Consider the following 24,021-nt stretch of genomic DNA (forward strand, 5'->3'; position numbering starts at 1 on the left):
CTCAGCCGGCGTCCGTTCCCTCGAGCAGGCGCCGGATCACCACCCCGGCGAGGGTCAGCCCGAACAGCGCCGGCAGATAGCTGATGGTGCCGTTGACCGCCCGCGGACGCCCTTGGCTAACCGGCTCGGGCGGTGCCGGCGGGTGCGGCTCCTCGTCCGACCAGACCACGCACACCCCGCGCCCGACCCCACGGCGGCGCAGCTTGGTGCGCACCGCGCGCGCCAGCCCGCAGACCTTGGTGTCCATCAGGTCGCCGACCTGGATACGGGTGGGATCGAGCCGCCCGCCGGCGCCCATGCTGCTGACCACCGGCACCCCGAGACGCAGCGCGGTCTCGATCAGCGCGAGCTTGCTCGCCAGGCTGTCGATGGCATCGACGAGCTGGTCCGGGCGCTCGGCGAGGAAGGCATCGGCCCCCTCGGCGGGCAGGAAGGCGGCATGGGCGCGGACCCGGCAGGCGGGGTTGATCGCAGCGACGCGCTCGGCCATCACCTCGACCTTGGGGCGGCCCAGGGTGGTGGTGAGCGCCACCAGCTGACGGTTGAGGTTGGAGGGGGCGACGCGGTCGTGGTCGACCAGGGTGAGGGTGCCGACCCCGGCGCGCGCCAGCGCCTCGGCGGCGAAGGCACCGACCCCGCCGAGCCCGGCGACGAAGACGTGCGCATCACGCAGTCGCGCCACCCCGTCCTCGCCGACGAGGATCCGGGTGCGGTCCCACAGCGGCTGATCCAGGCTCATAGCGCCAGCACCTCGCGGGCATTGGTCGTGGTGTGGGCGGCGAGCGCCTCCGCCGACTCGTCGCGCACCTCGGCCAGGGCGGCGAGCACCTGATCGAGATAGGCCGGGCTGTTGCGCTCGCCCCGGTGGCTGGCCACGGTCATGTCCGGCGCGTCGGTCTCGAGCACCAGGGCGTCACGCGGCAACGCCCGCGCCAGCCGCCGCAGCCGGGTCGAGCGCGTGAAGGTGAGCATGCCGCCGAAGCCGAGCCGGAACCCGCGCTCGAGATAACGCCCGGCCTGCTGCTCGCTGCCGCCGAAGGCGTGCGCGATGCCGCCCTCGACACCGGCGCGGGCGAGCGCCGCGAGCACCTCCTCGTGGGCCTTGCGCACATGCAGCAGCACCGGCAACCGGGCCTCGCGGGCGATCGCCAGCTGGGCCTCGAACAGCGCCAGCTGGTGGTCGCGATCGGCGTCGGCACGATGGAAGTCGAGCCCGATCTCACCGATCGCCACCGGGCGCTCGGCGGCGACCAGCGCGCGCAGCGTCGTCAGTGCCGACTCGGCCTCCTCGGGCGGCGGCAGATAGAGCGGGTGCAGCCCGAGCGCGGCGCGACAGGCCGGGCGCTCGCCGGAGGCGGCGGCACGCTGCGCCAGCACCCGCGACCAACCGTCGAGGTCGATCGCCGGCACCACCAGGGTCTCGACCCCGACGGCGCGCGCCGCGGACAGCACCGCCGCGCGATCGGCGTCGAACACCGGCAGATCGATATGACAATGGGTGTCGATCAGGGGCAGCGCAGTCTCAGCCATGGGCACGCGGGTCGCGGACGTAGAGCACGCGGTTGGGACCACGCCCGACCTGACGCGCCTCGAGCTCGAAGAGCTGGATGGCATTGAGCAGCTCGCTGAGCTTGCGGTAGCCGTAGTTGCGCGCGTCGAACCCGGGGCTGCGCTTGGCGACCGCCGAGCCCACCGCCCCCAGCCCGGCCCAGCCGGTGTCGTCGGCGGCGCTGTCGACGGCGCTGCGCAGCAGGTTGACCAGCCGGGTGTCGCACTTGAGCTCCTTGGCGCTCTTGCGCGCGTCGATGTCCTCGTCGACGTCCTCGCGCAGCACCTCGGTGAAGACGAACTTGTCGCAGGCGGCGACGAAGGGCTCGGGGGTCTTGCGCTCACCGAAGCCGTAGACGGTCATCCCCGACTCGCGCAACCGCGAGGCCAGACGGGTGAAGTCGCTGTCGCTGGAGACGATGCAGAAACCGTCGAAGTTGCGCGAATAGAGCAGATCCATGGCGTCGATCATCATCGCGCCATCAGTGGCATTCTTGCCCCTGGTGTAGCTGAACTGCTGGATCGGCTGGATCGAGTGACGCAGCAGCGTCTCCTTCCAGGAGCCGAGATTGGGCGAGGTCCAGTCGCCATAGATGCGCTTGACGTGCGCGGTGCCGTACTTGGCGACCTCGGCGAGCAGCCCCTCGACGATACTCGCCTGGGCGTTGTCGGCGTCGATCAGCACCGCAAGCTTGAGATTGACCGGTTCCGTCATCGGCGACTCCATCGGTAACAGGGACATGGGCAGCGCGACCGCCTCACCACATCAGGTCGTCGGGCACCTGGAACTCGGCGTAGGGGTCGTCGGCGTCGGGCGTCTCCTCGGGGCGGTTGAGCACCAGTACCAGACGCGCGTCGCGCTCGAGCAGGCGCTCGGCGATCTCCGCCGGCACCAGCTCGTAGAAGTCGTCCTGACGCACCACCGCGAGCCGACCCGCGACCAGCTTGGCGTGCTGTGCCTTGTTGACATAGATCCGCTTGAGCTTGCTGCCGTCGGTGAAGTTGTAGGCGACGTCACCACGCTCGCGCACCACCCGGTTGCTGTGGATGAGCTGGCGGATCTCGTTCTCGGCCGCGCGCCGCGCGGCCTCCTCCTGGCGCTGGCGGTTGAGCGCGCGATCGCGCTCGAGTTTCTCGCGGCGCGCACGCTCGGCGGCCTGGCGCGCGGCCTCGTCACCGGCCCCGCCCTTGGGATTCTGCTTGACCTTCTTGCGCTTGGCCGAGCGTGCCTGCTTGACTTTCTGTTCGTTGACCAAGCCCGCCTTGAGCAGTTGGTCCTGGAGCGAGTTGCCCACGTTGCGGATCTCCGGAAAAGCTGGCCGCGCCTGCCGGACGCGGTCTGTCTATATCGAAAGGGGTCGGTCGGCGACCGGATCCGGTCGCGCCCGGAGGCCTGGACCGCGACGACGAACGAGGCGCGTCGACACCTTCCCGCCCCATGCCTGTCACCATCGAGCCCGACGACCCCGAGCCCGCCACCGCTCACGGCGGCACAGGCGATTGAGGACGCAACGGCGGTGAAGTTCCGTATATTGTCGCTTTCCGTGGTGATTTTCGCCAGGGTCGCGACCACCGGCCAGGCGCACGCCACTGTGACGCGATCCGGCGCCCTGGCTTAGAATCCCGCCGGGGCCAGAGGCCCGAACCGCCGGCACCGACCGCCATCCGTGCCGGACCACCAGATACCCGAGACCATCCCGGAGTCCACACATGAGTCGTCCGCTTCAGACCACAGCCCTGCTGCTCGCCCTCGCCCTGCCCCTGCCCGCCCTCGCGGGCCCGAGCGTCGGCTATGTCGACATGCAGAAGGTGCTCGAGGAGAGCCGCATCGGTCAGCAGGTGCAGGAGCAGCTGCGCAAGGACTTCGAGCCGCGCGGACGCGCCCTGGCCGAGGAGGAGCAGACGCTGATGCAGATGCAGCAATCGCTCGAGCGCGACGCCCCGCTGATGAGCGAGGCACAGGTCGACAAGCAGCGCGCCGAGCTCAAGGAGCGCATCGCCGCCTACCAGAAGGAGGCCGCGCAACTGCAACGCGAGCTGATGAAGGCCCAGCAGGAAAAAGGCCGCGAGATCGTCGTCCCGGCGCGCGAGGTGGTCAACGCCATCGCCGAGAAGCGCGGGCTCGACATGGTCGTCGAGCGCGGCCAGAACGGCCTGCTCTACATCGACGAGGGACTCGACATCACCGAGGCGGTGATCGAGCGTCTCGACGACGACTGACCCCGGCGACCGGCCGCGCGCGGCCGGTCTCCACGCCGCCACATGGGGCCACCATCTCGATCAGCCACAGAGACCAGCTCGACGCGCAGCTGCACGACTGCTCCCGGACACGCCGGGCTGGACACTTGGGCAGAGGACTGCGAGCATCCGCGCGCAAGATCCATCAGCCCGACGACAGCCCAGTGCACTACCAGATCCAGCCCGTCACCCCCTTCCAGCAGAACTGCACCCTGGTGTGGTGCGACCAGACCCGACGTGCGGCGGTCATCGATCCCGGCGGCGAGCCCGAGGTCATCGCCACCCTGATCGAGCAGCTCGAACTCATCCCCGAGTACCTGCTGCTCACCCACGGCCATCTCGATCACGTCGGCGCCAGCGCCCCGCTCGCCGCGCGGCTCGGGGTGCCGATCCTCGGTCCGCACCGCGACGACGCCTTTCTGATCGAGACCCTGGAGCACCAGTGCGAGCTGTTCGGCTTCCCGCCGATCGAGCCCTTCACCCCGCAGCGCTGGCTCACCGACGGCGAGACCATCGCCCTCGGCGAACAGACCCTGGAGGTGATCCACACCCCGGGACACACCCCGGGACACATCGCCTATCTCAACCGCGCGAGCGGTCTGATCCAGCTCGGCGACGTGCTCTTCCGCGGCTCGATCGGTCGCACCGACTTCCCCCGCGGGGATCACGCCCAGCTGATCGCCTCGATCCGCGAGCGACTGTTCCCGCTCGGCGACGAGATCGCCTTCATCCCCGGGCACGGCCCGATGTCGACGCTCGGTCGCGAGCGACGCACCAACCCCTTCGTTCGCGACCCCGCCTGAACACCACCACGGGCCGTCGCCGTCGCGCTCGGTTACACTAGGGCGGCGCCGGCCACGAGCGACGGCGCGGGCGGGGAGACGCCCGCCGCCGCGGCCGGACGCCCGGCCCGGGGCGCGCCGTCGACGAGACGGCGCGCCCCGGAAGAACCGATCGACTCGGAGCCGTCCGAACCCTCGCGACGGCTCCGTCATTGACACCTTCAGCCACGGGCGCGGCAACGTCGCGCGCCGCGCAGGCTCGAGCGCAAACCTGGGTGGGAACGAGATGTTACTCAAACGCTTTCTCAAGCGGCGCAAGACCGACGCAACCGCACACCCGAGGACGCCACCGGCATCCGTCGCGCGTGAACCGGCCGAGACGCCGCCACCGCCGGTCGAGCCAGGCGACCTCGACCGCCTCGCCGCAACCCTCGTCAACGCGACGGCGGCGAACGAGCGCGACGCCGCCGCGACCCGTTACGGCGAACTGCTCGCCCGCCTCCAGCCGGCCACCGAGCGCGAATCGCGCCTCGCGACGATCACCGCCCCCGAGGCACTCGCCAGCCTTGCTCGCCGCTGCCCGGATCCGGCGCTGCGGCTGTCGCTCATCGCCCGACTCGACGCCGCCGAGGCACTCGCCGAGTGCGCCCTCGAGGATCCGGTGGCGGCCAACCGCCGCGCCGCGATCGAGCGACTGGAGAGGCGCGAGGCGCTCGAACGCGTGGTGCGCGAGATCGGCAAGCGCGACAAGGTCGTCCACCGGCGCGCCCGCGAGAAACTGCGCCTGATCGCCGAGCGCGAGGCCGAGCCGCAGCGCATCCGCGAGCAGTGCAGCGGGCTGTGCGAACGCGCCGAGCGACTCGGTCGGCTCGGCAACTGGACCCAGGACCGCGCGCTGCTCGACCATCTCGACCAGCAGTGGGCCGAACTCGAGGCGCGCGCCGAACCCGAGCTGCGCTCCCGCTACCAACAGGCGCGCGAGCGCTTCATCGCGGCCTTCGAGACGGCCAGCTCGGCAGCGGCCAGGGAGCAGGCCGAGCAGCAGGACCAGACCGCGCGCGCCGCGACCTATCAGACGCTGCTCGCCCGGCTCGAGACCCTCGCCGAGGCCGCCACCCCGGACGCCGCCGAACTGGCCCGGATCGAGCACGAATGGGGGGCGCTCGCCGCCCTGCCCGCCCCCGAGCAGGCGCCGCTCGATGCCCGCCGCCGCGCACTCGCCAGCCGCATCGCCGATCACCACAGCCGCGAGCGCACACAGGCGCAGGCACGCGCCCAGCTCGCCGAGCACCAGACGCGCATCGGCGAACTGCTCGACAGCCCCAAGCCGCTGGCCTGCCACCGCGCCGAGCGATTGCTCCAGCGCGCCCGCGACTGCTGCGCAACCCTCGACGGCGACCCGGCGACGGCCGCATGCGGCACGCTCGTCGACCGGCTCGCCACACGCATCCGCACCCAGCGGCGCAACGCCGAGCAGCGACGCGACCAGCTCGGCGGCAGGCTCGCCGAACTCGAACAGCGCCTCGAGGCCGGCGAGCTGCGCAAGGCCGACGCCCTCTTCCAGAGCCTGCAGGCCGGGCTCGAACTGGTCGAGACCAGCGGCTGCGCCAACGCCGACAGCGTCCGTGCCGCCGAGCGGTTGCGTCAGCTCGCCCCCCAGCTGCGCGAGCTGCAGCAGTGGCGCCGCTGGAGCGCCGACCAGCACCGCGAGGCGCTGTGCACCGAGATCGCCGCGCTCGAGGCCGAGGCGCCGGCGCTCGAACAGGCCGCCGAGCAGCTGCAGTCGCTGCAACAGCGCTGGAAGGAACTCGACCGCTCCGGGGCGCGCGCCGACGAGACGCTGCGCGCCCGCTTCCAGGAGACCGCGACCCGCATCCGCGAGCGCTGCCGCCCCCATCTCGAGGCCCAGGTGGCCGAGCGCGCGGCCAACCGCGCCGCCTGCGAACGGCTCTGCGACCAGCTCGAGGCCTTCATCGAGGGTGTCGACTGGGAGCAGGCGGACTGGAAACAGGTGGTGCAGACGCGCGCCGACACCCGTCGCGCCTGGGCGGCGATCGGCCCGGTCGAGGCCCGTCACCGCCACGTCCTGGAGCGCCGCTTCCACCGCGCGCTCAAGCGTCTGGAGCGGCGGCTCGAGGGCGAGCGCAAGCGTAACTTCGCCTTCAAGCGCGCGCTGATCGCCGAGGTCGAGACGCTGGTCGAGCACGAGCCGCTCGAAGAGGCACTCGAGCGCACCAAGGCGCTGCAACGCGACTGGCACACCACGGTCGCGGCGCGTCAGAAGGATGAGAACCGCATCTGGCGCGAGTTCCGCGCCGCCTGCGACGCCGTGTTCGCCCGGCGCGCGGCGCTGCAGAAGGCCCAGTTCGCCGAGCTGGAGGACAACCTCGCCCGGCGCGAGGCACTCTGCGCCGAGGCCGAGCGGAGCGCCGCGGACGAGACCACGCCGGAGCGACTCGAGGCCCGGCTGGGCGAGTTCGACGCGCGCTGGCGCGAACTGCAGTCACTGGCGGTGCCGCGTCAGGCGGCCGGTGCGCTCAAGGCACGCTGGCAGGCGGCGCGCGAGCGGCTGGTGCAGGCACGACAGCACGCGCGCGAGCGGGAGCGGGGCCGGAGCATCGCGCTGCTCGAGCGCCAGGAGGCGCTGTGCGCCCGAATCGAGCAGGCGGCGATCGCCGAGCATGGACAGGGGCTCGAGCGCGCCGCGATCGAGGCGGAATGGAGCGCGCTCGGCGCGCTGCACGATCAGGCGCTGCAGGCGGCGATGGACGCGCGCCTGCGCCGGGCCTGCGAGGCGCTCGCCGATGCCGCGACGGCGCAGACGCTCGCCGCGGAGCTGGATGCGCACGGCGAGCAGCGCCGGCAGCTCTGTCTCCAGCTCGAGATCCTCACCGGCATCGACTCACCGCCGGCGTATAGTCAGCAGCGTCTGGCGTATCAGGTGGCGCGGCTCGCCGAACGCATGGGCGATGGCGAGAGCGACCCGCTCGGCGGCACCACCGAGCTGCTGCGCGACTGGTACCTGAGCGCGCCGGCACCGGCCGACGCCGCGCTCGAGACGCGCTTCGCCCGGGTGGTCGCGGCGCTCACCCCGGAGCCCGCGCGCGATACCGGCACACCGGCCTGAGCGGGGTCGGGCGACACGGGGCGCGCGCGCCCCGTGTCGCGCTCAATCCTGGCCGAGCTTGACGCAGAGCACGTCGCAGTCGGGGTTGCGCAACACCTGCCGGGCGGTGGCGCCGAACAGCCCGAGCAGACCGTGACGACCGTGACTGCCGATCACCACCAGCCCGACGCCGAGTTCGGCTGCGACCTCGTCGATCACCTGACCGGTGGCGCCGACGCGCACCAGACGATCGGCGGCGGGCACGCCGAGACGCTCGCCGAGCGCGGCCATCTCCTGCTCGGCCACCCGCAACAACTCGGCCTCGAGCCCGGCCTCGCCGCCGATCAGCGGATCGCCCGAATAGCCCACCGGCATGTAGTCCATCGACGGCGGCACGTATTCGACCACGTGCAGCAACGTCAACCGTGCCCCGAACAGCGCCCGCAGCCGCACCGCGCGCGCCACCACCGGCTCGCTCTCGGGTTCGAAATCGGTGGCGAGCAGCAAGTGCCCATAATCCTCTGTGTCCATCACACACCTCGCTGGACTTGACCAGGGCGGACCTTGCGGCGACACCCTCGGCATCGCTAGACTGCCCACCCGCCCCTGCACTCCAGGGACATGCCGATTATCGACCATCGCCACCGGGATCGGCAGATATCCCCATCATCGACACCGCGGTTGCCCGGTCGCCGCGCGTCCTCCGACAGCCCCGCCATGCTCGAGATCACCCCGCAGATCCGTATCGCCGAGTCCGAACTCCAGGAGCGCTTCATCCGCGCCCCCGGCCCCGGCGGCCAGAACGTCAACAAGGTCGAGACCGCCGTCCAGCTCAGTTTCGACATCGCCACCAGCCCGTCGCTGCCCGAGGCGGTACGCGCCCGGCTGCTGCTGCGCAACGACCGACGCATCGACCAGTCCGGGGTGGTGCGCATCGAGGCGCACCGCCACCGCACCCGCGAGCGCAACCGCGCCGACGCGCGCGAGCGCCTCGCGGCGCTGATCCGCGAGGCCACCGCCCGCCCCCGCCCGCGCATCGCCACCCGTCCGACCAAGGGCTCGCAGCGGCGCCGGCTCGAGGCCAAGCGCAAGCGCGGTCGCGACAAGCAACTGCGCCGCGTACGCCCCGGCGAGGACTGATCGCTCAGTCGCCGAACTCGGCGACGATGCCGCCGCCCTCGGGCGTGATCACCAGCACCAGACGCCCCAGGGTGGGATGACGCAGGGTGAGTACCTCGACCCCGGCGCGGGTGCGCGTCTCCACCAGCTCGCACTCTCCGCGCAGATCCGCGACCAGCGCGGGTTCGGCCTCGAACAGACGCATGACGGTCTCCTTCGGCTGACCGGCCGACGGGGCCGGTGATGAGCTGCCCGGCGACGCCTCCGCTGCGGCGCCGGGGATGGGTCAGAGCATGTCCAGGTCGTCGGCGATCGCCGCCAGCCCGGCGCGCGCGCAGGCCTCGTCGGTCTCGCCGTCGGGCGCACCGCTCACCCCGACGGCGCCGACCAGCGCCGAGCCGGCGGCGTGGATCGGCACCCCGCCGGGCGACATCACCAGCCCGTCGACCCGGCCGACGGGGCTCTCGGCGCGCTCGGCCAGCGCCGAGGTGGCGGCGTTGAAGTTAGCGGCAGTGAAGGCCTTCATCCGGCTGATGTCGACGGTGATGGGCGCGGCGATGGTGTCGCGCAGCACCACCTGCACCGTCCCTTCGCGATCGACCACGGTCGCCGCGACCTGGATGCCGCGCGCACGACACTCGGCCACCGCGCCCTCGGCCACCGCGCCGGCCGCCGCCAGCGACAGCCGCTGCAGCGGCACCACCAGGGGGTCCTCGGCCCTCAGCGGACCGGCCAGCGTCAGCATGGTCGCGATCGCGACCGGGATGATCGGCTTGCGCATCACTCGCTCCTCCGTCTGCTTCGATGTGCGCCGCCGCCCCGCGGCGGCGACCGGTCAGCGCGCGCGGTAGTGACGCTCGATGTAGTCGTCCACCATGCGCTTGAACTGCTCGGCGATGCCGTCGCCCTTGAGGGTGGCGACCTTCTCGCCGTCGACGAACACCGGCGCGGCCGGGCGCTCGCCGTTGCCCGGCAGGCTGATGCCGATGTTGGCGTGCTTGCTCTCGCCCGGGCCGTTGACCACGCAGCCCATCACCGCCACCTGCATCTGCTCGACCCCGGGGTAGGTGCCGCGCCACTCGGGCATGCGCTCGCGCAGATAGGCCTGGATGTCCTGCGCCAGGTGCTGGAAGGTGTCGCTGGTAGTGCGACCGCAGCCGGGACAGGCGGTGACCATCGGGGTGAAGGAACGCAGCCCCATGCTCTGCAGGATCTCCTGCGCGACCTCGACCTCGCGGGTGCGGGCCTCGCCCGGCGCCGGGGTGAGGGAGACGCGGATGGTGTCGCCGATGCCCTCCTGGAGCAGCACCGCAAGCGCCGCGGTCGAGGCGACGATGCCCTTGGAGCCCATCCCCGCCTCGGTCAGACCGAGGTGCAGGGCGTAGTCGCAGCGTGCGCCGAGCATGCGATAGACGGCGATCAGGTCCTGCACCCCGCTCATCTTGCACGAGAGGATGATGTGATCCTTGGCAAGCCCCAGCTCGACGGCGCGATCGGCGCTGGAGACGGCCGACTCGACCATCGCCTCGTACATCAGCTGCTGCGGCTCCTTGGGCGCGGCGGCGCGGTTGTTCTCGTCCATCATCCGCGCCAGCAGCTCCTGGTCGAGGCTGCCCCAGTTGACGCCGATGCGCACCGGCCGGTCGTAGCGACAGGCCGTCTCGATCATGCTCGCGTACTGCGCGTCCTTCTTCTCGCCGCGACCGACGTTGCCGGGGTTGATGCGGTACTTGCCCAGCGCCTCGGCACAGGCCGGGTGGTCGTTGAGCAGACGATGGCCGTTGAAGTGGAAGTCACCGACCAGCGGCACCGCACAACCCTGGGCGTCGAGCGCCTCGCGGATGCGCGGCACCGCGCGCGCCGCCTCCTCGTTGTTGACGGTGATGCGCACCATCTCCGAGCCCGCCCGCGCCAGCGCCAGGGTCTGACGCACGGTGGCCTCGACGTCGACGGTGTCCGTGTTGGTCATGGACTGGATCACGACCGGGGCGCCGCCGCCGATGGTGAGGTGGCCGACGCGCACGGGGACGCAGGCGCGTCGCTGGATGGGGGATCGATCTGGGCTCATGTGCTGTTGATTCCGCGGAATGGATGGGGTGATGAGCGCCGGGCTGGGCGGCTCAGCAGGGCAAGGGCGAGCGCAGCCCCTGGATGAGGGCAAGATAGTCCGGCTCGTCGGGACCGATCAAGCCATGACGAATCAGGAAATCGATGACGACGAGGTTGCAATTGAGCTTGAACTCGTCGCTATCGCGCACGATCTCCACGACCTCATCGACCGGCATGCGATAGAAGGCCTGCACCTCGCCGTCGGTGCAGCGGGGCACGAAGTCCTCGGGCAGTTCGAGATCATAGCAGTACATGACGTCGGGCTTGAGCCCGCGCTCGGAGTCGCGACAGTAGACCACCGCGCCGACCGGCACCGCCAGATCGGCCAGCGCCGCGGCCATCCCGGCCTCCTCGGCGCACTCCTTGCGCAGGTTCTCGCGCACCCCCAGACCGTGCGGCAGGCCGCCGCCGACGAGGTTGTCGAGCCGGTTGGGATAGAGCCTGCGATCGGCGGCACGCCGCCCCACCCACATCTCCAGCCCGTGCGCGGTGCGCACGAAGCCGTTGAGGTGCTGGCCGAAGGCGCGGATGCCGAAGAAGGGACCGGCTGCGCGGTCGACCACGCAGCAGGCGCGATCGCGCCCGTTCGGGGTCACCGGGTAGAGTTCGCCGTGGGCATAGGGGATCTCGCCCTGCGCCACCAGCGTCTCGACCACCTCGGCGAGCAGCGCCGAGCGCGCCGCGAAGTCGCGCGGCGCGTTGATCCAGTGCACCGCCTGCGGCTCGACGCGGAACCAGCGCGGCCAGCGCGTCAGCGCCCGCGCCGCGGCATGGCGCAGGGTGCCGATTCGCACCCCGTCGAGCAGCCAGGGCACGAAGTCTTCCGGGTCCCAGCGATTACAGGCGAGGATCTTGTCGTACAGCCCCATCAATCGGTCTCCGTCGCGCGCGCCCGGCGGCGCGCCATGTGATGATTCAATCCCGCTCCTCCCGCTTGACCTCGCCCCACAGCCGCTCCATCTCGTCGCGCAGCTCGGCGGCGGGCGCCCGCCCGGCCTCGCGCAACCGCGACTCGACCGCGCCGAAGCGCCGCTCGAAGCGCTGCCCGGCCTCGCGCAGCGCCTGCTCGGCGTCGACGCCGAGATGACGGGCGAGGTTGACGCAGGAGAACAGCAGGTCGCCGACCTCGTGCACCCGCTCGGGCGCGCCCGCCGGGCGCGCCAGGGTCTCGCGACACTCCGCCAGCTCCTCCTCGACCTTGGCGAAGACGCCAGCAGCGTCGTCCCAGTCGAAGCCGACCCGCGCCGCGCGCCGTTGCAGCTTCTCGGCGCGCAGCAGCGCCGGCAGCGCCCGCGCCACGCCGTCGAGCGCCCCGGGCGGCGTGGCGCCCGCGCCCTTGTGCGCGCGCTCGGCGGCCTTCACCCGCTCCCAGTGCTCGCGCACCGCCGCGCCGTCGTCGAGCGCGGTGTCGGCGAAGACGTGCGGATGACGCCGCACCAGCTTCTCGCAGATCGCCTGCACCACCTCGGCGAAGGCGAAGCTGCCGCGTTCCTCGGCCATGCGGGCGTGGAAGACCACCTGCAGCAGCAGGTCGCCGAGCTCGTCGCGCAACTCCGGCATGTCGTCGCGCTCGATCGCATCGGCGACCTCGTAGGCCTCCTCCAGGGTGAAGGGCAGGATGGTGGCGAAGGTCTGGGCGAGATCCCAGGGGCAACCCGACTGGGGGTCACGCAGCCGCGCCATGATCGCGAGCAGGTCGTCGAGATCGTAGCGTCGCGGCGCCACGGGAGCGGAATCGGAGGAAGACATCAGAAGAACAACCCGAGCAGCATGGAGAGCAGGATGCCCCAGCCCCACACCCGGAAGGCGATGCCGATGAAGGCGCCGGGCGCGGCCGGCACGCCACGGCGCAGTCGCGCCCAGAGATGCGGGCCGGAGAGGAACCAGGGCAGAAAGCCAAGTGTGGCCGGCAGCGCGATCACGCCCGGCACCGGCGCCTGCAGCAGCAGCGACACCGCCGCCACCGGCCAGAGCACGAAATAGGCCGCGCTCAGTCGCGCCTCGAGATCGCAGGCGCGCACCCGCACGGCCAGCGCCAGCGCGACCAGCACCCAGCCGGAGACGATGGCGATGATGATCAGACGCATCCCTTCTCCCCCTGTCAGACCTGGTTCACAACGGCGCGACACGGCACGGCGCCACCGCGTCCGATGGTAGCGGATCGGCCGCGCGAGGGTCCATCGACGAAACGGATCGCGATCAGGGGTTGACAGCACGGACAAAGGCCGGAATAATTGTCGCCTCTTCGGTGTTCGATGTCGGCAACGACTCCACTGAAGCCGCTCAATCAGTCCGCAGGCATGCGAGGCTGGATAGAGCCTCCAGGGATGGAGCAAAATTCATGCGCCCGTAGCTCAGTTGGATAGAGTACCTGGCTACGAACCAGGTGGTCGGAGGTTCGAATCCTTCCGGGCGCGCCATACAGAGATCGCCTCAGATCATCATTGTCTGAGGCGTTTTCATCAGGGCCCCACCGAGCCCTCGGCCTCGCGCCGCAATCGCTGGAACACGATGCGCCCGTAGCTCAGTTGGATAGAGTACCTGGCTACGAACCAGGTGGTCGGAGGTTCGAATCCTTCCGGGCGCGCCATACAAGATCAACGGCCAGTCGAGCAATCGACTGGCCGTTTTTCGTTTCTGGCATCAAAAAGCTTGTTTTTAGTTGCGTACAGAGTCGACACCAATATCGACTTGCTCTGCAAAACGGACTGGATATCCCTGCCGAGCAACAACGCAATACAATGCAAGAATCTCCTGTGCTCCCCTTTGCAAGCCTCCACATAATAAGCGGCACCACCGCAGGACTTGGAGAAGATGTCAGTAAAGTAATATCCTGCCGTAAAGCGTACTCGAAGAACCGTTGGTTTCTATCGATTGCATGAAGAAGGATATTCTCAATGGAACTGCTCGATCAACGGTCCGCGTTCGGCAAACTCGAGCACGACGCCGATCATAACGTCATAGCTTGGCATGCGCTTACGGACCATTTGACCGATGTCGCGGCTTGCTTCAGCCGCTTGTGTCGATGCCGTTCGATCAGAAGAGCCATGGAGCACGCAGCCAGTCGGCCGCTTACAGAGCGCGATCTGGCTCGCCTCTCGGTCATGGTCTTTTTGCACGACTTGGGGAAGGCCAACAGCGGCTTCCAGGCGAAACGCTGGCCAGCAGAACAGGTACCAAAAGGCTGGCCGAATCATGCCGGGCACGGTCGCGAAGCGCTTGACCTGTTCCGAGAGGATAGTTTTCTCGAACCACTGCGCGAGCAATTGCCGCTCGAGAGTCTCTATGGTTGGGGCGAGGCGGTTCCGTCGCTGTTTTGGGCCTCCGTCAGCCATCACGGTCGCCCGCTCCCGGCCCCCAAACCTAACGACTGGCAGCGCTCCAACTGGAAACCCGTCATCGCTACCGACGGTCGAGCCCTCTACGACCCCGCCCCGGTGCTTGCCGAGATCGGGCGATGTGCGATCGCGCTCTATCCGGATGCCTTCGTCACAGATGGCGACCCACTCCCCGATGCCTCGGCGTTCGCTCATCTGTTCGCTGGCTTGGTGCAACTGGCCGACTGGCTAGGGTCGGACACTTCCTTCTTTCCCCTGTCTAATGGGATTGGGGATCGCGCGCACGATGCGCTGAACTTTGCGGCACGTGCGATCGCTGCTTTGGGCCTGGACGCAACCCCTTGGCAAACGGCGCTCGCGGCAGAGCCACCTGGATTCGCATCGATCTTCGGTGGCAATGCTCCTTACCCGATTCAGACGGCGATGGCGGACTCGGCGCTCGGGCCTCTGGTCATTTTGGAATCCGAGACCGGAAGCGGCAAGACCGAAGCAGCACTATGGCGCTTTGTGCACCTCTTCCTACATGGCGAGGTCGACAGTCTGTACTTCGCGTTGCCAACGCGCGTGTCCGCCAGTCAGGTTTACGAACGCGTTCGGGCAGCTGTCATCTGGCTTTGGCCAACTGATGCCCCTGTCACGGTGCGGGCACTACCGGGCTACGCCGGCGCCGATGGGCAGGAGCCAAGGGCACTGCCTGATTTCAAGGTGCTGTGGCCCGATCACCCGACTGATGCACAGGCGCACCGTCGCTGGGCCGCCGAGTCGCCCAAGCGTTATCTGGCCGCCCCCATCGCTGTTGGCACCATCGATCAGGCCCTGTTCGGTGCCTTACAGGTCCGCCATGCTCATCTACGCCATGCTCTGCTTGCCCGCAGTCTGTTAGTCATCGATGAGGTTCATGCATCCGACCCCTACATGACCGCTCTCTTAGAGCGACTGCTCCAGGCTCATCTCGGCTGTGGCGGTCAGGCGCTGCTACTCTCCGCGACCCTGGGCGCTAACGCGCGAGCGCGCTATCTCAGCATCGGGCAAGATGTCGGAATTTCGCTGCCCGTGTTTGAAGCAGCCTGCAAGACGTGCTATCCGGCGATCTCCGACCGAGCCGGTGTGCGCCAGCTCGATTCGACCAGCCGCCCCAAAACTGTCGACTGGTGCCTGAATGATTGCATCGATGATCCCGACGCCATTGCCCGCTTAGCCCTGGAGGCTGCCTCGCTAGGGGCCAAGGTGCTGGTCGTCCGCAATACCGTTCCAGCCGCACTCGCCGTCTTCCAAGCCTTGGAACAACAGACGCCCGAAGCAGACTGGCTGTTTACCGTGAACGGCCATGCCACCCTCCACCACAGCCGCTTCAGTCGCGAGGATCGCCCCTTACTGGATGCAGCCATTCAGGCGCAGCTCGGTAAGCACCGCTCTTCTGGCCCCCGGGTCGTCGTGGGCACCCAGACGCTTGAGCAAAGCCTGGACCTGGATGCCGACTTGCTCATCACCGACCTCTGTCCAATGGACGTGCTCTTGCAGCGCATCGGCCGTCTGCATCGGCATTCGCGCCCGAAAGGTAAACGCCCAGCAGCCTACCAAGCCCCGCAAGCCCTAGTCCTGACGCCACCGCACTATGACCTCACACCGCTGTTGACCAAATCCCAACATGGCCTTGGGCCATTTCGTGACGGTGACGGCATCTACCCGGACCTACGCACGGTCGAGGCTACGCGCCACCTGATCCAGAGCAGGCCCAGAATCACCATTCCCGAGGACAACCGGGAGCTGGTCGAGGCAGCCACGCACCCTGAGCCGTTGCAAGCGATCGAATCCTTGGGCGAGCACTGGCAGCAGCTTGGCCGAACGATTGAAGGAAGAACAGGTGCCGAGCGATCCATCGCCCACCTGCATGGGCTGGAGATCGACAAGCCCTTCGACGAGCAACAAGAGTTTCCAACCGATCTCGACATTGCGACCCGATTGGGACTGCGCGACCGCCTGCTCATTTTCGATCCCGCCCCGATCGGCCCCTTCGGCCAACCGCTGAGACAATTGCCGGTTCGGCATTTCCTGGCGAAGGGCATCGATCCCGATGCCGAACCGTCTTCGGTCGAGATCCATGACGGGACGATTTTGTTCAGTCTGGAGAACGCTCGCTTTCGCTATAGCCGTCTCGGATTGGAGAAGCTCGACGGCTGACCACCAAGGAGTCTGTGATGACGCTGCGTTACTCAGTGCTCGACGAGCCTTTGATCGGAGTTCGCTCGCTGGACGGCGCTCGAAGTCGCCTGAGCCTGCCCGCGCTCTTCGTTGCCCTGGCCGAGGACAGGATCCGCGATTTTCCGGCCCTGCGTCCACATCAGCGCCACCCTTGGCATGCCTTCCTAGTGCAGCTCGCGGCCATTGCCATGCACGCGGCTGGGCGTGCCGAGCCGTTCGCCAACGAGGCTGAATGGAAGGCGTCTCTCTTGGCATTGACTCTGGATGATCCGGATGGAGCCGCGTGGTGCCTAATTGCACCACCTGACCGTCCTGCGCTGATGCAGACACCCGTACCCGAAGGAACCCTGTCAGCTTGGAAGAACAAACTCGAAACCCCTGACGAGTTGGACATGCTGGTGACCTCGAAGAATCACGATCTCAAAGCAGCACGAATGAAGCGTTCGGCGCCGGAGGATTGGTTGATGGCTTTGATCAGCCTGCAAACCCAAGAGGGTTTTCTCGGGGCCGGGAATTACGGCATCTCTCGCATGAATGGTGGTTTCGCGAGCCGGCCAGCGATTGGTGCAATGCCGTCAGGTGGCTGGGGAAGACGGTGGGCGCGCGATGTCGACCGTCTCCTGGAATCCAGAGCCGAAGTCACGAGCAAGACGGGGCTGTGCGAGCAGGGCGGGATCGCCTTGGTCTGGTTACGACCTTGGAACGGAAAAGATAGCATCGCTTTCTCGTCACTAGATCCTTTCTACATCGAAATCTGTCGCCGCATTCGCCTCATGGATGGCTTGCAAGGTATTAGCGCTCTCGCGACTGGCAGCAAAGCGGCTCGCATTGAAGCGAAAAACCGCAACGGTGTGACGGGAGACGCCTGGATGCCAATTGATGTCGCGGCAGGTAAAGCACTTACGATCTCTGGCAAGGGCTTCGACTACAAGCTCACATCGGAACTGATCTTTGGCAACAAGTACCGCGCGCCGCTCACACAAATGCTGACGGAGAATGATGGCAAGGAAGGAATCACCATCCTTGCTAGAGGAGTTACTCGGAAGAAAGGCAAGACCGAAGGATATCACGAGAGGCGGGTTCCAATTTCACCCAAAACTCGCACTTTCATGATCAAGAAAAGCACGGACCCTCTCGCGAAGATCGCCGAAGGCAGGGTTTTGGATATCAAAAAGGTGCGCAGTGTGCTGTGGTCGTCGCTGGCAACGCTGTTTGCGAACGGATCCTCGGACTATCGAGATAACGACAGCATCACCGAGAAGGCAACCCTTTTTGCCAAACCCTTCGAGCAACACGAGGATACTCGCTTCTTCGACGGCCCCCTTGGATTGAATGATGAAATCGAATCGGATCATCCCGAGGATGTCCGTCTGCGTTGGTACCTCGATATGGCAAAGCGCGCCGAGGACATTCTCATTGATGCGTTTTCATCTGGACCGCGCAGCGGCGAGCAGCGCTATCGCGCGCGTGCTGCGGCATTGAGCCGCTTGCATGGCGGATTACGCAGCGAGAAGACCCTTCCAACGCTGGCCAATTACTACAAGGCGCAAAAGGATTCCAAAGAGGTGAAACATGCCCAACCTTGAACCCGAGTTGCAGCTCCACTCCGGAAAGGCGCCTGAAACAACATCACCGATCGGTAGGCTTGCCCAGATCATCGGACAGGCCGCTCGGTTCGAGGGCGATCTCCAAGGTCTCGGGACCGGTGAGCGCGCCGCGCTTGCGCGTCTCGATCCCGATGGCGAGATCCGTCCACACCAAATCGCCGCGCTATCGCGCGCACTGATTCTTGCGGGAATCGAGCCTGACAGCTGGTCTCTGGAGGCATGGCGACGCTGGGCCTTGATCGCGCACGGCATGGCACTGGCGGGTCACGCTTCTGGACGGCTAGGCGTTCAGCTGCACGCGGCTGACGTGTCCGAATCTCGGGTCACCAAGTTATTAACTGCCCGAGGGGATGCCTTCCGACAGCTTTTACCACGCCTCTTGCGCTTGCTCGCGTCCAACGAAGTTGCTCCGAACTGGTACGAGCTTGGTGGACTCATCCTGGCCGAAGGTCGTGATGAGGAAAAAGCTGAGACGATCCGTATGAGGATTGCCGGTCGCTACTTCTCTGCCTTGGCGAAATCCGAGCAACAGCCAGCCTGACCAAAAAGGAATAGAGACCATGACCATGCTCCCACGCTTCATCCAGATCCATACCTTGCACACCTATCCGGCCGCACTGCTCAACCGCGACGATGCGGGACTCGCCAAGCGCTTGCCGTTGGGAAATGCCGTTCGCACACGGATCTCGTCGCAATGTCTCAAGCGACATTGGCGGATTGCCGAAGATCGATTTGCGTTATCGGAGCTAGGCGTTCCGATGGCGATTCGCTCGCGCGGAACGCTTGAGCTAATCCGCAACCGCATCATCGACGGAGGGGTGGCCGAGAAGTTGGCGCAAGCGGCCGTCGAAGCCTTGCGCGATGCAGGGCTTGTGGATAAGGCAGGCAAGAAAATAAAAGGCGATGAAGCCCTTAAGAGCGGTCAGGCTGTGCTGATGGGAAAGGCCGAAATCGACTATCTGGTCCTTCGCTGCACGGAGTTGGCGCAAAACATCGCCGATGAGAGCACACTGCGCACAGCTGTCGCGAAGATGGTTAAGAACGAGAAGAAGAACATCGAGGCAATCAAGCATGGCAGTGGTCTGGAATCCGCTTTATTCGGCCGGATGGTGACCTCCGATGTCCTGGCCAGCCGGGATGCCGCGATCTATGTCGCCCATGCCTTCACCGTACATGAGGCGCAAGTCGAGAACGACTATTTCACAGTGGTCGACGACTTGAACGTTGAAATCGGCGAGCTTGGCTCGGCAGGCATCTTCGACACTGAACTAGCATCGGGTCTCTACTACGGATACGTGGTGGTCGATGTCCCGCAATTGGTCGAGAATCTGGAAGCGATCGAACGCAAGCATTGCTTCGACGCATCGACATCGCCGGAGAAACGCGCCTTGGCTGGAAAGGTTGTCGAGCATCTGTTACACCTGATCGCGACCGTCAGCCCCGGCGCCAAGCGTGGCTCGACGGCGCCCTTCGACTGGGCCAAGTTCGTGCTGGTCGAGGCCGGAGACTGGCAGCCACGCAGCTTGGCCGACGCCTTTCACGATGCCTTGCCGACCGCAACCAAGGACAATGATCTCCCGGTTCGTCAGCGCGCCATCGATCGGCTACGCAACGAGATCAGCAAGATGGACGCTGCCTACGGCACCTCTTTAGCGCGCCGCTTCATGGCCTTGGACCCGATCGAGATCCCTCAGGCCAAGCGCCTCAATCTACAAGATTTGGCCACCTGGTCCGCCAACATCATCAAGGCAGGTACCCTCCAAGAAGCAGCAGCGGACGGAAAACACGAAGGAGCGCGTTGACATGGCCCGCCATCTACTGCTGCGGCTGGAGGCACCGCTGATGGCCTTCGGAGGCGAGACCATCGACAATTTCGGTGTCATTCGCGATTTCCCGGCGCTGTCGATGATCACCGGCTTGCTGGCCAATGCCCTCGGCTGGCGGCGCGAAGACACCGCACGACATGACCGTCTACAGGAGCGGTTGGTAATGGGAGCGCGTATAGAACGTCAGGGAATAAGGCTTCAGGATAACCAGAATGCACGCTTGGGCGCCAAGGACGTAGGTTGGACCACTTGGGGCGTTCCTGAGGAACGGGCTGGAGGGGCCGGCACCTATGAAAGCCCACATCGCCGCTTCCGCGACTATCACGCTAGCCAATCCCTCCTAGTCGCCATGCGCCTTGAGCCATCCGATGAACCGCCCACGCTCGACGGGCTCGCGGCAGCACTCGATCATCCTGCCCGCCCACTGTTTATCGGACGCAAACCCTGCCTCCCGAGCTGTCGGGTGTTTGCCGGATGGCAAGACGGCGCGAGCATCCTGGAAACCCTTCAATCTGCCACATTACCAGTGCCACATCCGACGAGTATGCGGGCGCAATGGCCCGATGGTGAAGGCACGTTGCCAGGTGACCGCCTGATCGAGCTGTGCGACGAGCGAAACTGGACCAGTGGCGTGCATGGCGGATGGCGTCCGATTCGTGAAGGTCGACTGCGGTTTGAGAGGCAACCCGGATGAGTCTTTACCTGCTGCATTGCTCTCCCGACCCCCGTGCCTTGACCGTTTGGGCAACACGCCACCGCTTACTATCTCCCGACGGCGATCTCGGATACGCGATTCACGCCGTGCTCAGGGCGGCATTTGGCGATCTGGCGCCGAAGCCATTCCGCTACCTTGGCGCCAAGCAGGGGCTTCTGGGCTATACCGATCAACCATTGAGCGCGTTGCGTGAGAGTGCCGCACTTGTCCCCCCAGATATCGCTCAGGCGCTCGGTCTGGAGACCTTGGCAGCTCGTCCTTTTCCGGAAGTATGGAGACAGGATCAAGCGCTGGGGTTCGAGGTGCGTGTCCGCCCCGTACTGCGAGCCAAAGATGGACGCGAGCGAGATGTCTTCCTGCATGCGGTCGAATCCGCTGCATCCTCCACACGAGACGCCAACCGCGAGGCGATCTATGCAGACTGGCTCGGCAAGCGTTTCACTGAGCACAGTGCCGCACGCTTAGCCCTGGTCGCCGTAGAGTCGTTTCGACTCAGCCGCGTCATACGACGCAGCGCAGCCGATGCCTCAGGTCGGCGAGGAGTGCGCACGATCATGGGGCCGGATGTTGTGCTCAAGGGGCGGTTGCAGGTCGAGAATAGTGATGCCTTCACCCAGATATTGCGCCGAGGAATCGGGCGACACCGAGCCTTTGGTTTCGGCATGGTGCTTTTGAAACCGGCTCGATCATGCTGAAAGGGCGACTTGGGCTGGAAACGGCACGCATGCCGCATTCCGATCGGCATGGGCTGATCTGGTTTGAACGTGGCGAGCTATGTGTGATCGATGGCTGTCTGCATTTCTTTCAGGGTAAGGATTCGCTTACGCCCTCCTCCGTGCAGATCCCTCATCAAACAGTGTCGATGATTCTGCTCGGCCCTGGCAGTACCGTCACCCATGATGCTCTGCGTCTACTTGCTCGACACGGAACACTGATGGCAGCCGTTGGGGAGGATGGCGTACGCTGCTACACCGCGCCGCCTTTGATGCCTGACCGTTCGGATATCGCCCGTCGGCAAGCTGAGTTGTGGGGAAGTCCACGCCGCCGTATCAGTGTTGCGCGCCATATGTACGCCCTACGCCTTGGCGAGGTGCTGCCCCATCGCGACCTTGACACTCTGCGTGGGATCGAGGGAGCTCGAGTCAAGGCGACCTATAAATTGATGGCGCAACGTTACGGAATCGACTGGAAAGGACGACGCTACGATCGTGCTAATCCAAATGCCGCGGATATTCCAAACCAAGCGATAAACCATGCAGCAACCGCCGTTCAAGCGGCAGCAGCTATCGCCGTTCAGGCGGTTGCCGCCATACCTCAGCTGGGTTTCATCCATGAGGACTCCGGTCAATCCTTCGTTCTCGACATCGCCGACCTATTCCGGGACACCATCACGCTTCAAATTGCTTTCACAGTCGCCAAGAAGGCGGAAACCGACTCCCAGACAATCGATAGGCTCGTCAGGCGTGAAGCGGCTACCGTGTTCCGCAAACAGGGAGTCATTCCTATGATGATCGAGCGGATCAAACAAGTTATCCGCATGGAGGAAACCGATGCCTCTGGTCATGGTCGTGACTCGTGACGTAGCCGATCGGTATCGAGGGTTCCTGGGATCGCTAATGCTAGAGGTCGCTCCAACGGTCTACATTTCGCCACGAATGAACTCCGGAGTTCGCGTTAGAACCTGGAATGTTCTCAGCAATTGGCACAAGAGCGAACCACAAGGAAGCATCGTTATGGTTTGGCGCGATGTAAGCGCGACAGGTGGAATCGAGATCGCCACGCTCGGCACACCACCGAGGGAGCTAATCGACGTCGATGGCCTGTGGCTAGTGCGCAAATCATCGTAAAAAGGCTCTTTAAAAACAAAGCCCAATCACCGCTTTCGCAATTAATTACAAAGACTTAAGCAAAAGAGTTTCCCCCGCGCTCGCGGGGATAGGCCCTGGCAGGACCATCATAGAGATCGACCGTGATGGTTTCCCCCGCGCTCGCGGGGATAGGCCGCTTGCCCACTTGCGCTCCCATTTACGGACGGCGTTTCCCCCGCGCTCGCGGGGATAGGCCCTTGGCGGCAACCCCAGCGAAATCGAATCGCTCGTTTCCCCCGCGCTCGCGGGGATAGGCCCGGGAAGGTCACGCGCGTTGCAGTCACACCATTGTTTCCCCCGCGCTCGCGGGGATAGGCCCCGATCTGCCTTCTTGACCCATTCGACTCGAACGTTTCCCCCGCGCTCGCGGGGATAGGCCCTCGATCTCGTTCAATTTCAGGCGCAACTAGGAGTTTCCCCCGCGCTCGCGGGGATAGGCCCAGCGCCGGAATGCGGGAGATGAAATCAGGCGCGTTTCCCCCGCGCTCGCGGGGATAGGCCCTGTGAGTGTCCCGAGGCCCAGCCCTGGAATGAGTTTCCCCCGCGCTCGCGGGGATAGGCCCCGATACCCGCACTCGGCCTTGAGGATCTTCTTGTTTCCCCCGCGCTCGCGGGGATAGGCCTGTGACGACTTATGCGCGGTTGGTGCGCGAGGCGTTTCCCCCGCGCTCGCGGGGATAGGCCCGGGGTGCGGGTCAGGGTCATCGATTCGAATGGGTTTCCCCCGCGCTCGCGGGGATAGGCCCAGGTGGCGACACGGGCGGCGACACAGGTGGCGGTTTCCCCCGCGCTCGCGGGGATAGGCCCGGCTGGGGCTGCCGCTGCTACGTCGAGAGCCTGTTTCCCCCGCGCTCGCGGGGATAGGCCCCGGGCCGGCTACACGACCGGCCGCACCGTCCAGTTTCCCCCGCGCTCGCGGGGATAGGCCCGCTGCACTCGTCGCCGGCCTTGAGGTCGGCGCGTTTCCCCCGCGCTCGCGGGGATAGGCCCTACGACACTGGCGCAATCAGCGTGACCTTCTCGTTTCCCCCGCGCTCGCGGGGATAGGCCCCGCGCATAGGTCGTCACGTTCGCCGCGCTCGGGTTTCCCCCGCGCTCGCGGGGATAGGCCCGTCGAATGGTCTGCTGCTCTTGCATCTGGATGGTTTCCCCCGCGCTCGCGGGGATAGGCCCCGTTTTACTTCCGTCTGTCAAGACGAGGCCGAGTTTCCCCCGCGCTCGCGGGGATAGGCCCAGGCTGGCGAAGTCGTGATCCGGTTTTGTGGCGTTTCCCCCGCGCTCGCGGGGATAGGCCCGTGCGGAACCCCAGGCCGTTGATGGCGTTGGTGTTTCCCCCGCGCTCGCGGGGATAGGCCCGTGAATACCCCGATCGAGATGGGTGGTCGTGCGTTTCCCCCGCGCTCGCGGGGATAGGCCCCCGAATGATGAAGGTTCCCCGCCAGTGGACCCGTTTCCCCCGCGCTCGCGGGGATAGGCCCTGGGCACCCGATGCGCGCGTGCAGCTCTGCCAGTTTCCCCCGCGCTCGCGGGGATAGGCCCGGAGTCGAACTGCGCCGCATCGAC

At 66.5% G+C, this 24,021-nt stretch carries 23 protein-coding genes, 2 tRNA genes and 1 CRISPR repeat array (1 of these 26 cut by a window edge); of the genes, 14 read left to right on the forward strand and 11 right to left on the reverse strand.

What is annotated here, in order from left to right; all coding sequences use genetic code 11:
• Window position 1 precedes the first annotated feature (1 nt).
• From EDC29_RS15780 to EDC29_RS15795, 4 genes are read right to left on the reverse strand one after another with little or no spacing between them, the layout of a single operon-like run.
• Entirely contained in the window at window positions 2–739 is a 738-nt protein-coding gene (locus EDC29_RS15780) for a tRNA threonylcarbamoyladenosine dehydratase (protein WP_123139719.1), read from the reverse strand.
• A complete protein-coding gene (locus EDC29_RS15785; protein ID WP_132230575.1) occupies window positions 736–1,530 on the reverse strand; it encodes a TatD family hydrolase in 795 nt (264 codons plus the stop codon). The genes EDC29_RS15780 and EDC29_RS15785 overlap by 4 nt, the downstream gene beginning before the upstream one ends.
• Window positions 1,523–2,263 carry an NYN domain-containing protein gene (locus EDC29_RS15790; protein ID WP_123139717.1) on the reverse strand — a complete coding sequence of 247 codons (741 nt, stop codon included), beginning with the start codon at window positions 2,261–2,263 and terminating at the stop codon, window positions 1,523–1,525. Before EDC29_RS15790 ends, EDC29_RS15785 begins: the two co-directional genes overlap by 8 nt.
• Before the next feature lie 43 nt (window positions 2,264–2,306).
• A complete protein-coding gene (locus EDC29_RS15795) occupies window positions 2,307–2,843 on the reverse strand; it encodes a DUF2058 domain-containing protein (RefSeq protein ID WP_123142990.1) in 537 nt (178 codons plus the stop codon).
• Between the two features lie 415 nt (window positions 2,844–3,258).
• Here EDC29_RS15795 and EDC29_RS15800 point away from each other — a divergent pair, with 415 nt between their 5' ends.
• The 3 genes from EDC29_RS15800 to EDC29_RS15810 all read left to right on the forward strand — a co-directional run bounded on the left by EDC29_RS15800 (window position 3,259) and on the right by EDC29_RS15810 (window position 7,695).
• Window positions 3,259–3,768 carry an OmpH/Skp family outer membrane protein gene (locus EDC29_RS15800; RefSeq protein WP_123139715.1) on the forward strand — a complete coding sequence of 170 codons (510 nt, stop codon included), beginning with the start codon at window positions 3,259–3,261 and terminating at the stop codon, window positions 3,766–3,768.
• A gap of 182 nt (window positions 3,769–3,950) precedes the next feature.
• Window positions 3,951–4,589 carry an MBL fold metallo-hydrolase gene (locus EDC29_RS15805; protein WP_123139714.1) on the forward strand — a complete coding sequence of 213 codons (639 nt, stop codon included), beginning with the start codon at window positions 3,951–3,953 and terminating at the stop codon, window positions 4,587–4,589.
• A 265-nt stretch (window positions 4,590–4,854) separates the two neighbouring features.
• Window positions 4,855–7,695 (forward strand): DUF349 domain-containing protein, encoded by a 2,841-nt coding sequence (locus tag EDC29_RS15810; protein ID WP_132230576.1) that lies wholly within the window; start codon window positions 4,855–4,857, stop codon window positions 7,693–7,695.
• 42 nt (window positions 7,696–7,737) lie between these two features.
• Here EDC29_RS15810 and EDC29_RS15815 read toward each other — a convergent pair whose 3' ends face one another.
• Window positions 7,738–8,205, reverse strand: coding sequence for a universal stress protein (locus tag EDC29_RS15815; RefSeq protein WP_123139712.1), 468 nt, complete (start codon window positions 8,203–8,205; stop codon window positions 7,738–7,740).
• 186 nt (window positions 8,206–8,391) lie between these two features.
• Here EDC29_RS15815 and arfB point away from each other — a divergent pair, with 186 nt between their 5' ends.
• Complete coding sequence (gene arfB, locus EDC29_RS15820; protein ID WP_005223517.1) at window positions 8,392–8,814, forward strand: alternative ribosome rescue aminoacyl-tRNA hydrolase ArfB; 423 nt, start codon at window positions 8,392–8,394, stop codon at window positions 8,812–8,814.
• Between the two features lie 4 nt (window positions 8,815–8,818).
• Here the strand turns inward: arfB and EDC29_RS15825 are convergent, their stop codons facing one another.
• The 6 genes from EDC29_RS15825 to EDC29_RS15850 form a co-directional block, all read right to left on the reverse strand.
• Window positions 8,819–8,998, reverse strand: a complete 180-nt coding sequence (locus tag EDC29_RS15825) for a hypothetical protein (protein ID WP_005223509.1) — start codon at window positions 8,996–8,998, stop codon at window positions 8,819–8,821.
• 81 nt (window positions 8,999–9,079) lie between these two features.
• On the reverse strand, window positions 9,080–9,574 hold the full coding sequence (locus EDC29_RS15830) for a GlcG/HbpS family heme-binding protein (protein WP_132230577.1): 495 nt from the start codon (window positions 9,572–9,574) through the stop codon (window positions 9,080–9,082).
• A gap of 54 nt (window positions 9,575–9,628) precedes the next feature.
• A complete protein-coding gene (gene ispG / locus EDC29_RS15835) occupies window positions 9,629–10,861 on the reverse strand; it encodes a flavodoxin-dependent (E)-4-hydroxy-3-methylbut-2-enyl-diphosphate synthase (protein WP_123139709.1) in 1,233 nt (410 codons plus the stop codon).
• 52 nt (window positions 10,862–10,913) lie between these two features.
• Window positions 10,914–11,771 (reverse strand): DUF4743 domain-containing protein, encoded by an 858-nt coding sequence (locus EDC29_RS15840; RefSeq protein ID WP_132230578.1) that lies wholly within the window; start codon window positions 11,769–11,771, stop codon window positions 10,914–10,916.
• Between the two features lie 46 nt (window positions 11,772–11,817).
• Window positions 11,818–12,651: a nucleoside triphosphate pyrophosphohydrolase gene (gene mazG, locus EDC29_RS15845; RefSeq protein WP_132230579.1), complete on the reverse strand. Its 834-nt coding sequence runs from the start codon at window positions 12,649–12,651 to the stop codon at window positions 11,818–11,820.
• Window positions 12,651–12,989: a hypothetical protein gene (locus EDC29_RS15850; protein WP_123139706.1), complete on the reverse strand. Its 339-nt coding sequence runs from the start codon at window positions 12,987–12,989 to the stop codon at window positions 12,651–12,653. Before EDC29_RS15850 ends, mazG begins: the two co-directional genes overlap by 1 nt.
• Window positions 12,990–13,245: 256 nt before the next feature.
• On the opposite strand from EDC29_RS15850, the gene EDC29_RS15855 reads away from it, so the two are divergent.
• The 10 genes from EDC29_RS15855 to cas2e all read left to right on the forward strand — a co-directional run bounded on the left by EDC29_RS15855 (window position 13,246) and on the right by cas2e (window position 22,437).
• Window positions 13,246–13,322 (forward strand) — tRNA-Arg (locus tag EDC29_RS15855).
• Window positions 13,323–13,415: 93 nt separating this feature from the next.
• A tRNA-Arg gene (locus EDC29_RS15860) sits at window positions 13,416–13,492 on the forward strand.
• Window positions 13,493–13,799: 307 nt separating this feature from the next.
• Window positions 13,800–16,421: a CRISPR-associated helicase Cas3' gene (gene cas3, locus EDC29_RS15865; protein WP_132230580.1), complete on the forward strand. Its 2,622-nt coding sequence runs from the start codon at window positions 13,800–13,802 to the stop codon at window positions 16,419–16,421.
• 17 nt (window positions 16,422–16,438) lie between these two features.
• On the forward strand, window positions 16,439–18,028 hold the full coding sequence (gene casA, locus EDC29_RS15870; RefSeq protein WP_132230581.1) for a type I-E CRISPR-associated protein Cse1/CasA: 1,590 nt from the start codon (window positions 16,439–16,441) through the stop codon (window positions 18,026–18,028).
• Window positions 18,015–18,590 (forward strand): type I-E CRISPR-associated protein Cse2/CasB, encoded by a 576-nt coding sequence (gene casB, locus EDC29_RS15875; protein WP_082806069.1) that lies wholly within the window; start codon window positions 18,015–18,017, stop codon window positions 18,588–18,590. The genes casA and casB overlap by 14 nt, the downstream gene beginning before the upstream one ends.
• 19 nt (window positions 18,591–18,609) lie before the next feature.
• Window positions 18,610–19,851 (forward strand): type I-E CRISPR-associated protein Cas7/Cse4/CasC, encoded by a 1,242-nt coding sequence (gene cas7e / locus EDC29_RS15880; RefSeq protein ID WP_132230582.1) that lies wholly within the window; start codon window positions 18,610–18,612, stop codon window positions 19,849–19,851.
• A 1-nt stretch (window position 19,852) separates the two neighbouring features.
• Window positions 19,853–20,569: a type I-E CRISPR-associated protein Cas5/CasD gene (cas5e, locus tag EDC29_RS15885; RefSeq protein ID WP_132230583.1), complete on the forward strand. Its 717-nt coding sequence runs from the start codon at window positions 19,853–19,855 to the stop codon at window positions 20,567–20,569.
• The gene (gene cas6e, locus EDC29_RS15890; protein WP_132230584.1) at window positions 20,566–21,285 is read left to right on the forward strand and encodes a type I-E CRISPR-associated protein Cas6/Cse3/CasE; all 720 of its coding nucleotides are present in this window, start codon (window positions 20,566–20,568) and stop codon (window positions 21,283–21,285) included. Before cas5e ends, cas6e begins: the two co-directional genes overlap by 4 nt.
• 29 nt (window positions 21,286–21,314) lie before the next feature.
• On the forward strand, window positions 21,315–22,169 hold the full coding sequence (gene cas1e, locus EDC29_RS15895; protein ID WP_242466018.1) for a type I-E CRISPR-associated endonuclease Cas1e: 855 nt from the start codon (window positions 21,315–21,317) through the stop codon (window positions 22,167–22,169).
• 37 nt (window positions 22,170–22,206) lie between these two features.
• Complete coding sequence (gene cas2e, locus EDC29_RS15900) at window positions 22,207–22,437, forward strand: type I-E CRISPR-associated endoribonuclease Cas2e (RefSeq protein WP_242466019.1); 231 nt, start codon at window positions 22,207–22,209, stop codon at window positions 22,435–22,437.
• Window positions 22,438–22,504: 67 nt separating this feature from the next.
• Window positions 22,505–24,021: direct repeats of the CRISPR family, unit length 29 nt; unit sequence GTTTCCCCCGCGCTCGCGGGGATAGGCCC; it runs 159 nt beyond the window's last position.

The sequence above is a fragment of the Marichromatium gracile genome (assembly GCF_004343155.1).
In the GTDB taxonomy this organism is placed as follows: domain Bacteria; phylum Pseudomonadota; class Gammaproteobacteria; order Chromatiales; family Chromatiaceae; genus Marichromatium; species Marichromatium gracile.

Excerpts from the sequence above, each read along its gene's own strand:
- EDC29_RS15780 (WP_123139719.1), bottom strand. The coding sequence starts at position 739 with ATGAGCCTGGATCAGCCGCTGTGGGACCGCACCCGGATCCTCGTCGGC.
- EDC29_RS15785 (WP_132230575.1), bottom strand. The coding sequence starts at position 1,530 with ATGGCTGAGACTGCGCTGCCCCTGATCGACACCCATTGTCATATCGAT.
- EDC29_RS15790 (WP_123139717.1), bottom strand. The coding sequence starts at position 2,263 with ATGACGGAACCGGTCAATCTCAAGCTTGCGGTGCTGATCGACGCCGAC.
- EDC29_RS15800 (WP_123139715.1), top strand. The coding sequence starts at position 3,259 with ATGAGTCGTCCGCTTCAGACCACAGCCCTGCTGCTCGCCCTCGCCCTG.
- EDC29_RS15810 (WP_132230576.1), top strand. The coding sequence starts at position 4,855 with ATGTTACTCAAACGCTTTCTCAAGCGGCGCAAGACCGACGCAACCGCA.
- EDC29_RS15815 (WP_123139712.1), bottom strand. The coding sequence starts at position 8,205 with ATGGACACAGAGGATTATGGGCACTTGCTGCTCGCCACCGATTTCGAA.
- arfB (WP_005223517.1), top strand. The coding sequence starts at position 8,392 with ATGCTCGAGATCACCCCGCAGATCCGTATCGCCGAGTCCGAACTCCAG.
- EDC29_RS15825 (WP_005223509.1), bottom strand. The coding sequence starts at position 8,998 with ATGCGTCTGTTCGAGGCCGAACCCGCGCTGGTCGCGGATCTGCGCGGA.
- EDC29_RS15830 (WP_132230577.1), bottom strand. The coding sequence starts at position 9,574 with ATGCGCAAGCCGATCATCCCGGTCGCGATCGCGACCATGCTGACGCTG.
- ispG (WP_123139709.1), bottom strand. The coding sequence starts at position 10,861 with ATGAGCCCAGATCGATCCCCCATCCAGCGACGCGCCTGCGTCCCCGTG.
- EDC29_RS15840 (WP_132230578.1), bottom strand. The coding sequence starts at position 11,771 with ATGGGGCTGTACGACAAGATCCTCGCCTGTAATCGCTGGGACCCGGAA.
- mazG (WP_132230579.1), bottom strand. The coding sequence starts at position 12,651 with ATGTCTTCCTCCGATTCCGCTCCCGTGGCGCCGCGACGCTACGATCTC.
- EDC29_RS15850 (WP_123139706.1), bottom strand. The coding sequence starts at position 12,989 with ATGCGTCTGATCATCATCGCCATCGTCTCCGGCTGGGTGCTGGTCGCG.
- cas3 (WP_132230580.1), top strand. The coding sequence starts at position 13,800 with ATGGAACTGCTCGATCAACGGTCCGCGTTCGGCAAACTCGAGCACGAC.
- casA (WP_132230581.1), top strand. The coding sequence starts at position 16,439 with ATGACGCTGCGTTACTCAGTGCTCGACGAGCCTTTGATCGGAGTTCGC.
- casB (WP_082806069.1), top strand. The coding sequence starts at position 18,015 with ATGCCCAACCTTGAACCCGAGTTGCAGCTCCACTCCGGAAAGGCGCCT.
- cas7e (WP_132230582.1), top strand. The coding sequence starts at position 18,610 with ATGACCATGCTCCCACGCTTCATCCAGATCCATACCTTGCACACCTAT.
- cas5e (WP_132230583.1), top strand. The coding sequence starts at position 19,853 with ATGGCCCGCCATCTACTGCTGCGGCTGGAGGCACCGCTGATGGCCTTC.
- cas6e (WP_132230584.1), top strand. The coding sequence starts at position 20,566 with ATGAGTCTTTACCTGCTGCATTGCTCTCCCGACCCCCGTGCCTTGACC.
- cas1e (WP_242466018.1), top strand. The coding sequence starts at position 21,315 with ATGCCGCATTCCGATCGGCATGGGCTGATCTGGTTTGAACGTGGCGAG.
- cas2e (WP_242466019.1), top strand. The coding sequence starts at position 22,207 with ATGCTAGAGGTCGCTCCAACGGTCTACATTTCGCCACGAATGAACTCC.